Raw genomic sequence first — 12,898 nt, forward strand, 5'->3', positions numbered from 1 at the left:
CCGGGCGGCCTGCCGGGGGATGTCGGGGGCCGCTGCCACACTGGCCGACATGGACATCCTCCTCCTCGTCATCGGGCTCGTCGTCGGCGGCACGCTCGGCGCCCTCGTCATGCACGTCGTCGCACAGCGCCGCCCCGCGGGCGAGGCGTCCACGGCCGAAGATCCGGCACTCGTCGAGGCACGGCACGAGCGTGCGCTCCTCGAGCAGCGCGCGCTCGCCGACGCCGAGCGCGCGCGGCTGCTCGCCGAGCAGCAGACCGTGCAGGCGACGCTGCGCGCCGAGCTCGCCGCCGCCGAGGCGGCCGCAGCGGGCCTGCGCGAGCAGGTGGAGCTGCAGGGGCAGCGCCAGCGCGAGCTGCTCGACCAGCAGCGGCTCGACCAGGCCGAGCGCAGCGAGCGGGAGCGCCGCGAGAGCGCCGTGCTGCAGGCGTTGAGCCCCGTGCGCGAGACGCTCTCGACGATGCAGCGCAAGGTGTCCGAGCTCGAGCAGCAGCGCAGCGAGCAGTACGGCTCGATCGCCGAGCAGCTCAAGCGCGCGCAGCTCTCCGACGCCGAGCTCCGCGCCACGACCGAGTCCCTCGCGAGCGCGCTGCGCAACAACAGCACGCGCGGGGTCTGGGGCGAGACCCAGCTCCGTCGCGTCGTCGAGGCTGCGGGCCTCACGCAGCACGTCGACTTCGAACTGCAGACCCAGGTCACGACCGACCAGGGCCGCGGCCGCCCCGACATGGTCGTGAACCTCCCGGGCGGCAAGTACATCCCGCTCGACTCGAAGGTGCCGCTCGAGCACTACCTCGAGGCGTCGAGCATCCCCGAGACCGCCACCGGCGAAGAGGGCGCACGGCGCACGTCGCTCATCGAGAAGCACGTCAAGGCCATGCGGTCGCACATCGACGCGCTCGGCAAGAAGTCCTACTGGGAGGGCCTCGCCGCGAGCCCCGAGTTCGTGATCGCGTTCATCCCGAACGAGTCGCTGCTCTCGGCCGCCCTCGAGGCCGACGCCGGGCTCCTCAACTACGCGTTCGAGCGACGCGTCGCACTCGCCTCGCCCGTGAACCTCTTCGCGGTCCTCAAGACCATCGACTACGCGTGGCAGCAGCAGGCGGTCTCCGACGAGGCGAAGAAGCTGTTCGACCTCGGCAACACGCTCTACCAGCGCATCGGCGTGCTCGCCGGCCACGCGGACTCGCTGCGCAAGGCCATCGAGCGCACGGTCGACAGCTACAACAAGTTCGCCAGTTCGCTCGAGTCGCGTGTGCTCGTGACCGCTCGCCAGTTCCCGGGCATCAACGAGACCAAGCTCTCGCTCGTCGAGGAACCGACGCCGATCCACGAGTCCCCCCGACGCCTGTCGGCCCCCGAGTTGACGGGGGGCGACGAACTCGGCGCGATCGAGCCTGCACCCGAGATCGAGTCGAACGACGACGTGGTCGACCCGGCCGAACGCGACGGCGCCGACCTCGCACTCCCGATCGGCGGGTTCGACGGCGCCGACCTCGACGAGCACATCCGGCGTTCCGCGTCGTCCTGAATGCACCGTTCGCAGACTCCGCTCGGCGGTCGCGTCACTCCGCGAGCACGCTGAGCACGTTGCCGGCGGGGTCGCGGAACCAGGCGATGTCCGGGCCCATGCCCGTCGCCGAGCCGCGATTGATCCCGCGCTCGTCGGTGCCGTACGACTCGTCTCCCGAGTAGATCTTCGTCACCACGCCCGCTGCGTTCAGCTCATCGACGGCGCGGTCGATGTCGTCCACGACGAGATTGAGCATCGTGTACCTCGCCGGCTGGTGCGCCTCGGTCGGGTAGAGCAGCACCCCCTGCCCCGAGGGCAGCCGGACGGTGAGCCCGCCGGCGCCCGGAGCATCCTCGACGGTCAGACCCAGCGTGGTGCCGTAGAACTCGCGGGCCGCCTCGACGTCGTCGACGCTGAAACCCGAGAAGGCGTCCGTGATCGTGACCATCATCGCTCCTCCGCATCGGTTCCCGCCCAGCCTGCCAGAGCACCGACTCGCGGTCAGGGGGTTGCGCCGCGCGCGGAGCGATCGCTCAGTCCTCGTCGGCCGCGACCGCACGCCCGGTGCCGGCATCGCCGGCGCCGCTCGACGGATCGCGCGTCTGATGCGGCTCGTCGACCGGGGGCGCGAACCCGGCCGCCGCCTCGGCCCCCGTCGTCGGCGTGGCATCCATCGGGCCGTCGTCGAGGGGATGCGCCAGCTCGTCCTGTCCGAGTCGCGCCGTGGCAAGGGTCACGATCGCGAGGATGGGCGGCACCGCGCCCGCGATGAGGAAGGCGGGTGCGAGCCCGAGCCACTCGCCGACCGGCCCGGCGATCGCCATCGAGAGCGGCATGAGAGCCAGCGAGACGAAGAAGTCGAGGCTCGACACGCGTCCGAGCATGGCAGGGGGCACGCGCCGTTGGAGCAGGGTGCCCCACACGACCTGCGCCGCGTCGAAGAGGAATCCGCAGACGAACGTCGCGACGACCATCACCCAGAGCCAGGGCGTCACGCCGATCACGGCGAGCGGCAGGCAGCCGAACCCCCACGCGAGGATCATGAGGGTCAGGTAGCGCCGAGGGAGCCTGAACGACGACACCAGCAACGACCCGATCGCTCCGCCGATGCCGAACGAGGCCAGCACGAGCGCGAACTCGCCGGCTCCGCCGCCCGTCTGGTCGCGCACCGCGAACGGGATCAGCACCTCGATCGGGCCGATCACGACGAGCACGAGCAGGATCGAGAATGCCAGGGTCGCGAAGAGCCACCTCGTGCGCAGCAGGTAGGCGAATCCGTCGCGGAGGTCGACCGCCATCTGCCGGAGTGGGTGGGCGTCCGATTCCTCCAACTCGCGCCGCAGCGGCGTGGTGCGCATGATCGCGAGCGCCACGATCGCGACCACCTGCAGCCCGCCGACGACGAGGAACGCGAGCCACGGCGCCTGCACCGCGATGAGCAGGCTCGCGAGCGCCGGGCCCGCCGCGTTCTGGGCCACTGGCCGCAGTACGCCTTCCACGCCGTTCGCGGCGAGCAGCTGCTCCGCGGGCAGCAGCGCCGGCAGCCAGGCCGAGTAGGCCGGGTAGAAGAAACCGTCGGCCATGCCCAGGACGAACGACAGCACGGCGAGGTGCCACACCTCGATGATCCCGGCGGCGGCGAGCAGTCCTGCGACCGCGAAGACGACGGCCCGCGCCGTCTCGATGACGAGGAGGATCCGCCGCTGGGGCACGCGATCGGCGACGACGCCGCCGACGAGCACGGCCAGCACGAGCCCGAGGCTCGCGCCGACGGCGACGATGGACAGGTCGATCGGCGTTCCGCCGAGTTCGATGACCTGCCACGCGGCAGCGACGATCCACGCCCCCGCCGAGAGCAACGACGCGGCGAGGGCGACCACCAGCCGTCGGTACTGGGCCGAGGAGAACGGCCGCAACGCCCGCGGCATCCGGGTCTCGGAGGTCACCCGACCAGTCTGCGGCACTCCCCCGACAACGGACAGGTCCCTCCGCTCACGGCAGCGCGATTCGCGGCGCCACGACGTCCGTCGGGCGGCGAACCCCGATCAGCGGTCGGCGTCGTCGAGCCACTTCTCGACGAGGTGGTCCGCCACGATGCGGCGGATGGTGCCCGACTTGCCGCGCAGCACGATCGACTCCGTCCGGATGATCGGGCCCTTCTTCCGGACGCCATCGACGAGCTCGCCGTCGGTCACGCCCGTCGCGACGAAGAACGTGTTGTCGCTTCGCACGAGGTCGTCGAGTTCGTAGACCTGGTCGCAGTCGAGCCCCGCGGCCTCGCCGCGCGCACGCTCCTCGTCGTCCTTCGGCGCGAGCCGGCCCTGCATGAACCCGCCGAGCGCCTTGATCGCGCACGCCGTCGTGATGCCCTCGGGGCTGCCGCCGATGCCCACGCACATGTCGATGCGCGACTCGTACCGGGCCGCGTTGATGCCGCCCGCGACGTCGCCGTCGCTGATCAGTCGCGTGCCGGCACCGGCCTCGCGGATCTCGGCGATCAGCTGCTCGTGGCGGGGACGGTTGAGCACCGCGACGCGCAGCTCGCCGACCTCCTTGCCCTTCGCCTTCGCGAGCGCCCGCAGGTTCTCGCCGATGGGCTTGCGGATGTCGACGACGCCGACGCCCGAGGCATCCGTCACGATCTTGTCCATGTAGAAGACGGACGACGCGTCGAGCATCGTGCCTCGGTCGGCGACGGCGATGACCGAGAGTGCGTTCTGGCGCCCGGCGGCGGTCAGCGAGGTGCCGTCGATCGGGTCGACCGCGATGTCGCACGCCGGCCCGCGCCCGTTGCCGACGCGCTCGCCGTTGAAGAGCATCGGGGCTTCGTCCTTCTCGCCCTCGCCGATCACCACGACCCCGTCGAAGTTCACCGTGCCGAGGAACGCCCGCATCGCGTCGACCGCCGCGCCGTCGGCCGCGAGCTTCTCACCGCGACCGATCCACGGGTAGGAACGGATGGCGGCCGCCTCCGTCGCACGCACCAGCTCGAGCGCGATGTTGCGGTCGGGGTGCAGGTAGAGGCTGTCGTGTTCGCTGCTCGCCATCGAGGGATCCTCCTGGTTCATGGGCGCTGCGCCCGCACGGCTCGAACGGCCGGGGCGCCTGTCTTCGAGCCTACTGACGGGGGTGCCGGACGGGGCGGATGCGACCCCGATCGGTCGTGAAAGTTCGTGCATTCTTAACGGGACGAGACCTGCCACGACCGTCCCGCGTCGAGCCGTGCGCCGGGCCCGAGGTCGCACGGCGTCACCGCCGTGAGGAACACGGCGACCCGGTCGCCGCAGAGCTCGTCGAGGCCGAATACCCGGCCGAGCGGGATGCCGGCCTCGGCCAGCCGCTCGGACTCGCCCGCGGACTGCGGCGCGAGCCGAGCCTGCATCCACCCGCCGAGTGCCCGGACCGCGGCAGCGGTGAGCACGCCCTCCGGCGCACCGCCGATGCCGACCACGAGGTCGAGGTCGCCGTCGGCGCGCGCGACCCGCAGGCACCGCTCGACGTCACCGTGCTCGAAGCGCTCGACCCGCGCGCCGGTCGCCTCGGCGGCGCCGGCGACGGCCTCGTTCCGCGGCCGGTCCTGCACCACGACCCGGACCTCGGAGACCGGCACACCCCGAGCCTCGGCGATCACCGCGATCGCGTCGCGGACCGGCGCGTCGATCTCGAGGCCGGGAACCCGGGAGACCAGCTTCGCCATGTAATGCGCGGGCCCGATGTCGAGGAACGACCCGCGAGGGGCGACCGCGAGGATGGCCATCGAGCCGGGTGAGCCGGCCGCGGCGAGGCTCGTGCCGTCGACGGGATCAACGGCGACGTCCACCGCCGGACCGCCCCCGGTGCCGAACCGCTCCCCCAGGTGGAGCATCGGCGCATCGTCCTTCTCGCCCTCGCCGACAACGACCCGTCCGTCGACCGCAAGACCCTCGAGCGCCGACCGAAGTGCCGCGACCGCCGCGCCGTCCACCGCATCGCGGTCGCCCGAGCCCACGGACGGCACGGCCGCGAGCGCAGCGGACCGCACGGCCGCGGCGAATCCATCGGCGAGCGCGGAGCCCTCGAGCAGCGCGCCGTCCGGCGGCGTCTCGTCGTGGAAGCGGTCTTGATCGTGCGGCACGCTCCAATCCTGCCGCGCGCGGCGCGGCATCCGTCACCCCTTGCGCATCGCACCTGAGGCGGACTCGACACGTCGGTAGACTCGGGACGATCCCACTCACCTCCGAAGGAGCAAGGTATGCCCATCGCAACGCCCGAGCAGTACGCCGAGATGCTCGACACCGCCAAGGCCAGGGGTTTCGCCTTCCCGGCGTTCAACGTCTCGAGCTCGCAGACGCTGAACGCGGTGCTGCAGGGCCTGACCGAGTCGGGTTCCGACGGCATCATCCAGGTCACCACCGGCGGCGCTGACTACTTCGCCGGCCACACGGTCAAGGCCCGCGCCACCGGCGCGCTCGCCTTCGCGAAGTTCGCGCACGAGGTCGCGAAGTCGTATCCCGTGACCGTCGCGCTCCACACCGACCACTGCCCGAAGAACGCGCTCGACGACTTCGTGTACCCGCTGATCGCCGCCTCCGAGGAGGAGGTCAAGGCCGGTCGCAACCCGATCTTCCAGTCGCACATGTGGGACGGCTCCGCAGTGCCGCTCGAGGAGAACCTCGAGATCGCCAAGGAGATCCTGCCGAAGCTGAAGAACATCAACGCCATCCTCGAGGTCGAGATCGGCGTCGTCGGCGGCGAGGAGGACGGCGTCAAGCACGAGGGCTCCAACGAGGCGCTGTACACGACCCTGAACGACGCGATCGCCGCGGTCGAGGCGCTCGGCCTCGGCGAGCAGGGCCGCTACATGGCCGCGCTCACGTTCGGCAACGTGCACGGCGTCTACGCCCCGGGCAACGTCAAGCTCCGCCCGGCGCTGCTCAAGGAGATCCAGGACGGCCTCGCCGCGAAGTACGGCACGGGCGAGAAGCCGCTCGACCTCGTCTTCCACGGCGGCTCGGGCTCGACCGACGCCGAGATCGCCGAGGCGGTCGCCAACGGCGTCGTCAAGATGAACATCGACACCGACACGCAGTACGCGTTCACGCGTTCGATCGCCGGCTACATGTTCGCGAACTACGACGGCGTGCTGAAGGTCGACGGCTCCGTCGGCAACAAGAAGCAGTACGACCCGCGCGCGTGGGGCAAGGTCGCCGAGACGGCCATGGCCGCTCGCGTGGGCGAGTCCACCCGCCAGCTCGGCTCCGCCGGCAATTCCCTCACGGCGTAGGGCGACGGATGCCACAGGACGAGGCCGCTCGGAACGAGACGCAGGGCCGCGCCGGCGACGGCGCCGCTCCCCCGCCGCGCGACGAGCGGCCTCGCCCGCAGTACGGCGAGTACGCACCCGAGGGCTGGTCGTGGCAGCCCCCCGGCGACGAGCGAACGGATGCCGCCGCATCCGCCCCGGCCCCACCGCCACCGCCGGCGCCCTCCGCGGCGCCGCGCGCCGCCGGATCGCCGGCGGCCGACGCGACCGCCCGTCCGCCGCGTACGACCGACCGGTTCTTCACGATCCTGCTGCTCGCGCTCGGCGCGCTCGGCGCGTGGAACACGTCGGTGAGCCTGCAGCAGCTTCCCGGTGCGATCCAGGGCGTCTACGCCGACCAGGGCGTCGGCACGTACTCCCCGCAGCCGTGGCTGCCGACGCTCGCGCTCATCGGCACGGTCTTCATGCTCGCGCTCTACGCGGCCGTGCTCGGCTGGTCGATCATGCGCCTGCGCGCGCGGAAGCTCGCCTTCTGGGTGCCGCTCGTGGGCGGCGCGGTGGCGTTCCTCGCGACCATGGTGCTGACGTCGATCGTGTTCTTCACCGACCCGACGTTCCAGTCGTACCTCGAACGGATGACGGGGGCCTGACCCGGATCAGGCGTGCCCGCGCATCGCGCCGGCACGCCGGGCGGCGAGGCGACGGTACGCCTCGCGCCCGTGGTCAGGTCGTCGCGCCCGCCCGGTTCCGGCCACCGATCGCGCGCGCGTCGCGGTTGCCCTGCAGGTCCTTGCGGAGCTCCTTCGGCAGCGAGAACATCAGGTCCTCCTCAGCCGTCTTGACCTCCTCGACCTCGCCGAAGCCGGCGTCCTCGAGCTCGAGGAGCACCTCCTTGACGAGTCCCTCGGGCACGGAGGCGCCGCTCGTGACGCCGACCGTCTCGACCCCCTCCAGCCACTCCTGCTTCACCTCGGTCGAGTAGTCGACCCGGTACGCGGCCTTGGCGCCGTACTCCAGCGCGACCTCGACCAGGCGCACGCTGTTCGACGAGTTCGCCGACCCGACGACGATCACGAGGTCGGCGCCCTGCGCGACCTTCTTGATCGCGACCTGGCGATTCTGCGTGGCGTAGCAGATGTCGTCCGAGGGCGGGTCCTGCAGGTTCGGGAACCGCTCCCGCAGCCGCCGCACGGTCTCCATCGTCTCGTCGACCGACAGCGTGGTCTGCGAGAGCCACACGACCTTGTCGGGGTCGCGCACCTCGATGTTCGGCACGTCGTCGGGGCTGTTCACGAGCGTGACGTGGTCGGGCGCCTCGCCGGCGGTGCCCTCCACCTCCTCGTGGCCCTCGTGGCCGATGAGCAGGATCTCGTAGTCGTCGCGCGCGAAGCGCACGGCCTCGCGGTGCACCTTCGTGACGAGCGGGCAGGTGGCGTCGATCGCGTGCAGGCCGCGCTCGGCGGCCGAGTTCACGACCGCGGGCGAGACGCCATGCGCGCTGAAGACCACGTGGGCGCCCTCGGGCACCTCGTCGACCTCCTCGACGAAGATCGCGCCGCGCTTCTCGAGCTCGGTGACGACGTGGATGTTGTGCACGATCTGCTTGCGCACGTAGACCGGTGCGCCGTAGTGGTCGAGCGCCTTCTCGACGGCGATCACCGCCCGGTCGACGCCCGCGCAGTAGCCGCGCGGCGCCGCGAGCAGCACCTTCTTGCGTCCTGGGACGGGGATATCCTTGAGCCGGCCGCGCACGCTCGGGATCCGAGGCATGCCGAGGTCGATTCGCGGGGCATCCGTCAAGCTCGTCACGGGTGCCATCCTACGCGGGCGATGATGACGGGCCGCTGGGAGGCGCATGGCCGAGGGACCGACGACCCGCGAGCGGCCCTGGCCCGTCTCGGTGCTCTCGACGAAGCTCAAGGAGTACCTCGACCGCCTGGGCACCGTGTGGATCGAGGGCGAGATCACGCAGTGGGGCGTTTCCGCGGGCAACGTCTACGGCAAGCTGAAGGACCTCGAGACCGATGCCACGGTGTCGTTCACGATCTGGTCGTCGACGCGGGCGAAGCTCAGCGAGCAGTTCAAGGCCGGCGACCACGCCGTCGCCCTCGTGAAGCCCAACTGGTGGGTCAAGGGCGGCTCGCTGACGATGCAGGTCTTCGACCTCCGTCACGTCGGGCTCGGCGACCTGCTCGAACGGCTGGAGCGGCTGCGCGCGCAGCTCGCCGCGGAGGGCCTGTTCGCCGCCGACCGCAAGCGACCCCTGCCCTTCCTGCCGCAGGTCATCGGCCTCGTCACGGGCAAGGACAGCGATGCCGAGAAGGACGTGGTGCGCAACGCCCGCCTGCGCTGGCCGGCCGTCGAGTTCCGCATGGCCTATGCGGCGGTGCAGGGCGACCGCTGCGCACCCGAGGTCGCGGGAGCCATCCGTCGCCTCGACGCCGACCCGGAGGTCGACGTCATCATCGTCGCGCGCGGCGGCGGCGACTTCCAGAACCTCCTGGGGTTCAGCGACGAGCGCGTCGTTCGGGCCGCGGCCGCGGCATCCACCCCGATCGTCAGCGCGATCGGACACGAGGCCGACCGACCGCTGCTCGACGAGGTGGCCGATCTCAGGGCGTCGACGCCGACGGATGCCGCGAAGCGCGTGGTGCCCGACGTCGCCGAGGAGCTCATCCGGGTCGAGCAGGCCCGTGCACGCCTGCGGATGCGGGTGACCACCCTCGTGAACCACGAGATCGACCGGCTGGGGCACCTGCGGAGCCGGCCGGCGCTCGCCGACCCGGGATGGATGATCGACCGACGCTCCGAGGAGGTCACGCGGTGGGTCGCGCGCGGCAGCGAGCTCGCCGATCGCGCGATCGAACGCGCCGCCGTCCGCACCGCGGAACTGCGATCGCAGCTTCGCGCGCTCTCCCCGCTCGCCACGCTGCAGCGCGGCTACGCGATCGTGCAGCGCGAGCACGACGGGGTGCTGACGAACCCCGGGCAGGCGCCCAAGGGGACCGGGCTTCGCATCACGCTCGCCGAGGGCCGTCTCGGGGCGACATCTCGGGGAGCGCTCGGCGACGCCGAATAGAATGCCCTCCATGCCCCCCACTTCCACGGATGTCGCCGAGCTCAGCTACGAGCAGGCGCGCGACGAGCTCGTGCGCGTCGTCGCCGAGCTCGAGCAGGGTTCCGCGACGCTGGAGCAGTCGCTCGCGCTGTGGGAGCGGGGAGAGGCGCTCGCACAGCGGTGCGAGGAGTGGCTGGTCGGTGCCAAGGCGCGACTCGACGCGGCGCGGGCCGGCGCCGTCGGCGCCGGAGGCGGCGCACCGGCGGCGCCCGACGCGCTCGACCCGGACGGCGGAGACGCCTGATGGCCGCGCGCGCCCCGAGGGTCGTCGCCGAGCTCGGCCGTCCGGAGACCCCGCAGGAGACGGCCGACCGCAAGGCCGAGCAGTCCCGCAAGCACCGCGAGAACCAGACCCTGCGCAACCTCATCGGCTCGCTCGTGGCGACCGTCGCGGTCGTGGCGCTCATCGTGCTGCTCGTTCCGCGCAGCGATACCCCGCTCGAGCGCGACATCGACGTGGCATCCGTCGCCGACCAGGCGCAGGTCGGCATCGACGAGCCCCTCGCCGTGCCCGAACTGCCCGACGGCTGGCGGTCGAACGCCGCCGAACTGCGCACGCGCGACGCCGACGGCGTCACCGCGTGGTACGCCGGGTACCTCACCCCGAGCGACGAGTACGCGGGCATGTACCAGGGGCTGGAGGCGAACCCCACCTGGACGGCCGACCTGCTGAAGAACACGATCGCGACCGGCGTCGTCACCATCGACGGCGTCGAGTGGACCGTCTACGACAACCGCGAGACCGACGCCGACGTCGGCAACGCGCGATACGGACTCGTGACCGAGGCGGGCGAGAGCACGTTCGTGCTGCTCGGCACCGCGACCCCCGAGGAGTTCGAGACCCTCGCCGGAGCGCTCGCGCCGGCGATCGACGCGCAGCGATGAGAGGAGCGGCCGTGAGCAAGCCCGCACCCGCACGACCGACCACCCCCGCCGAGACGTGGCGCGAGCTGCGTGCCGGCAATGCCCGGTTCGTGGCCGGAGCGCCCCTGCACCCCCGCCAGGACGTCGACCGCCGCACCGAGCTCGCGAACCACCAGCGACCGCTCGTGGCGATCTTCGGATGCAGCGACTCGCGCCTGTCCGCCGAGATCATCTTCGACGTGGGCCTCGGTGACGCCTTCGTCGTGCGCAACGCCGGCCAGGTCCCGTCCGACTCCGTGCTCGGCTCGCTCGAGTACGCCGTGGCCGTCCTCGGCGTTCCGCTCATCCTCGTGCTCGGCCACGACGAGTGCGGTGCGGTGCGCGCGGCGATAGACTCGCAGGCCGAGGAGGCCGCGCCGCTCCCCCCGCACATCAGGGGCATCGTCGACGAGATCGTGCCCGCGGTCCGCAAGGTCGCGGGCGTCGACGAGGGCCCGATCGCGACCGACCACCTCGACGCCGGCTACGTCGGGCGGGAGCACCTCCGCAACACGGTGTCGCAGCTGCTGGAGCGCTCGGAGGTGATCAGCGACGCGATCGCAGCGGGTACGCTGGCTGTCGTCGGCGCGAACTACCGCCTGCTCGAGGGCCGCGCCGAGACCGACGTCGTCGTCGGTCGCATCTGACGCCGCCGGCGGCATCCCACCGCCGCGCCGCACGTTCCGAATCGAAGGGGAGCACACCGTGGTGGACAACGCCGCCGACTACCGGATCGAACACGACACGATGGGCGAGGTGCGGGTCCCCGCAGCCGCGCTCTACCGTGCGCAGACCCAGCGGGCGGTCGAGAACTTCCCGATCTCCGGCGCCGGCCTCGAGCCCGCCCAGATCGCCGCGCTCGCCCGCATCAAGAAGTCCGCCGCACTCGCGAACGCCCGCCTGGGCGTGCTCGACGGCCAGGTCGCGCAGGCCATCGCCGACGCGGCCGACGAGGTCATCGCGGGCACGCACGGCTTCACCGAGCACTTCCCCGTCGACGTCTACCAGACCGGCTCGGGCACGTCCTCGAACATGAACATGAACGAGGTGCTCGCGACGATCGCGACGCAGAAGCTCGGCAGCGCGGTGCACCCGAACGACCACGTCAACGCCTCGCAGTCCTCGAACGACGTCTTCCCGACCTCGGTCCACATCGCCGTGACCGCCGCGCTCATCGACGACCTGATCCCCGCGCTCGACCACCTCGCGGTCGCCCTCGAGGCGAAGGCGGAGGCGTGGGCCGGCGTCGTCAAGGCGGGCCGCACGCACCTCATGGACGCGACGCCCGTCACGCTCGGCCAGGAGTTCGGCGGCTACGCCCGCCAGATCCGCCTCGGCATCGAGCGCGTCCGCACGGCGCTCCCCCGCGTCGCCGAGGTGCCGCTCGGCGGCACCGCCGTCGGTACGGGCATCAACACTCCCGCCGGCTTCCCCCAGCTCGTGATCGAGCTCCTCCAGCAGGAGACCGAGCTGCCGATCACCGAGGCGGCCGACCACTTCGAGGCGCAGGCCAACCGCGACGGCCTCGTCGACGCGTCCGGCTCGCTGCGCACGATCGCGGTGAGCCTCACCAAGATCTGCAACGACCTCCGCTGGATGGGCTCCGGCCCGAACACGGGCCTCGGCGAGCTGTTCATCCCCGACCTGCAGCCGGGTTCGTCGATCATGCCCGGCAAGGTGAACCCGGTCGTGCCCGAGGCCGTGCTCATGGTCGCCTCGCGCGTCGTCGGCAACGATGCGACGATCGCGTGGGCGGGGGCATCCGGCTCGTTCGAGCTGAACGTCCAGATCCCCGTCATGGGCACCGCGCTCCTCGAGTCGATCCGCCTGCTCTCGAACTCGGTGCGCGTGCTCGCCGACAAGACGGTCGACGGCCTGCAGGTCAACGAGGCTCGCACGACGGCGCTCGCAGGCATGTCGCCCTCGATCGTGACGCCGCTGAACAAGATCATCGGCTACGAGGCCGCGGCGAAGATCGCCAAGCACTCGGTCGCCAAGGGCATCACGGTCCGCGAGGCCGTCATCGACCTCGGCCACGTCGAGCGCGGCGACCTGACCGAGGCCCAGCTCGACGAGGCGCTCCACCTGCTCTCGATGACGCGGCCGCCGCAGCAGGGCTGAA

At 71.7% G+C, this 12,898-nt stretch carries 13 protein-coding genes; 8 read left to right on the forward strand and 5 right to left on the reverse strand.

The window, feature by feature from the left end; all coding sequences use genetic code 11:
• Nucleotides 1–49 precede the first annotated feature (49 nt).
• Nucleotides 50–1,531 (forward strand): DNA recombination protein RmuC, encoded by a 1,482-nt coding sequence (locus tag ACSJD1_RS09540; protein WP_438855079.1) that lies wholly within the window; start codon nt 50–52, stop codon nt 1,529–1,531.
• Between the two features lie 34 nt (nt 1,532–1,565).
• On the opposite strand, the gene ACSJD1_RS09545 is transcribed toward ACSJD1_RS09540, so the two are convergent.
• The 4 genes from ACSJD1_RS09545 to ACSJD1_RS09560 all read right to left on the reverse strand — a co-directional run bounded on the left by ACSJD1_RS09545 (nt 1,566) and on the right by ACSJD1_RS09560 (nt 5,627).
• Nucleotides 1,566–1,961: a VOC family protein gene (locus ACSJD1_RS09545; RefSeq protein WP_438855080.1), complete on the reverse strand. Its 396-nt coding sequence runs from the start codon at nt 1,959–1,961 to the stop codon at nt 1,566–1,568.
• Between the two features lie 85 nt (nt 1,962–2,046).
• Nucleotides 2,047–3,459 carry an MFS transporter gene (locus ACSJD1_RS09550; protein WP_438855081.1) on the reverse strand — a complete coding sequence of 471 codons (1,413 nt, stop codon included), beginning with the start codon at nt 3,457–3,459 and terminating at the stop codon, nt 2,047–2,049.
• A gap of 99 nt (nt 3,460–3,558) precedes the next feature.
• Complete coding sequence (glpX, locus tag ACSJD1_RS09555) at nt 3,559–4,560, reverse strand: class II fructose-bisphosphatase (protein WP_438855082.1); 1,002 nt, start codon at nt 4,558–4,560, stop codon at nt 3,559–3,561.
• Nucleotides 4,561–4,694: 134 nt separating this feature from the next.
• Nucleotides 4,695–5,627, reverse strand: a complete 933-nt coding sequence (locus ACSJD1_RS09560) for a fructose-bisphosphatase class II (protein WP_438855083.1) — start codon at nt 5,625–5,627, stop codon at nt 4,695–4,697.
• A gap of 117 nt (nt 5,628–5,744) precedes the next feature.
• Between ACSJD1_RS09560 and fbaA the strand changes: the two genes are divergently transcribed.
• Together fbaA and ACSJD1_RS09570 are read left to right on the forward strand one after the other, a co-directional pair.
• The gene (gene fbaA, locus ACSJD1_RS09565; RefSeq protein WP_438855084.1) at nt 5,745–6,776 is read left to right on the forward strand and encodes a class II fructose-bisphosphate aldolase; all 1,032 of its coding nucleotides are present in this window, start codon (nt 5,745–5,747) and stop codon (nt 6,774–6,776) included.
• Nucleotides 6,777–6,784: 8 nt separating this feature from the next.
• Nucleotides 6,785–7,405 (forward strand): DUF6264 family protein, encoded by a 621-nt coding sequence (locus tag ACSJD1_RS09570; protein ID WP_438855085.1) that lies wholly within the window; start codon nt 6,785–6,787, stop codon nt 7,403–7,405.
• A 73-nt stretch (nt 7,406–7,478) separates the two neighbouring features.
• On the opposite strand, the gene ACSJD1_RS09575 is transcribed toward ACSJD1_RS09570, so the two are convergent.
• On the reverse strand, nt 7,479–8,525 hold the full coding sequence (locus tag ACSJD1_RS09575) for a 4-hydroxy-3-methylbut-2-enyl diphosphate reductase (RefSeq protein WP_438855175.1): 1,047 nt from the start codon (nt 8,523–8,525) through the stop codon (nt 7,479–7,481).
• A gap of 85 nt (nt 8,526–8,610) precedes the next feature.
• Here ACSJD1_RS09575 and xseA point away from each other — a divergent pair, with 85 nt between their 5' ends.
• Genes xseA through ACSJD1_RS09600 form a run of 5 tightly spaced genes read left to right on the forward strand, consistent with a single transcriptional unit; the run spans nt 8,611 to nt 12,897 of the window.
• Nucleotides 8,611–9,834, forward strand: a complete 1,224-nt coding sequence (gene xseA, locus ACSJD1_RS09580) for an exodeoxyribonuclease VII large subunit (protein WP_438855086.1) — start codon at nt 8,611–8,613, stop codon at nt 9,832–9,834.
• A 1-nt stretch (nt 9,835) separates the two neighbouring features.
• Nucleotides 9,836–10,117: an exodeoxyribonuclease VII small subunit gene (locus ACSJD1_RS09585; RefSeq protein WP_438855087.1), complete on the forward strand. Its 282-nt coding sequence runs from the start codon at nt 9,836–9,838 to the stop codon at nt 10,115–10,117.
• Complete coding sequence (locus ACSJD1_RS09590; RefSeq protein ID WP_438855088.1) at nt 10,117–10,758, forward strand: DUF4245 domain-containing protein; 642 nt, start codon at nt 10,117–10,119, stop codon at nt 10,756–10,758. Before ACSJD1_RS09585 ends, ACSJD1_RS09590 begins: the two co-directional genes overlap by 1 nt.
• Before the next feature lie 11 nt (nt 10,759–10,769).
• Nucleotides 10,770–11,423 (forward strand): carbonic anhydrase, encoded by a 654-nt coding sequence (locus ACSJD1_RS09595; RefSeq protein WP_438855089.1) that lies wholly within the window; start codon nt 10,770–10,772, stop codon nt 11,421–11,423.
• A gap of 58 nt (nt 11,424–11,481) precedes the next feature.
• A complete protein-coding gene (locus ACSJD1_RS09600; RefSeq protein ID WP_438855090.1) occupies nt 11,482–12,897 on the forward strand; it encodes a class II fumarate hydratase in 1,416 nt (471 codons plus the stop codon).
• The last annotated feature ends 1 nt before the right edge of the window (nt 12,898 follow it).

This window comes from Agromyces excoecariae, assembly GCF_051715505.1.
In the GTDB taxonomy this organism is placed as follows: Bacteria; Actinomycetota; Actinomycetes; order Actinomycetales; family Microbacteriaceae; genus Agromyces.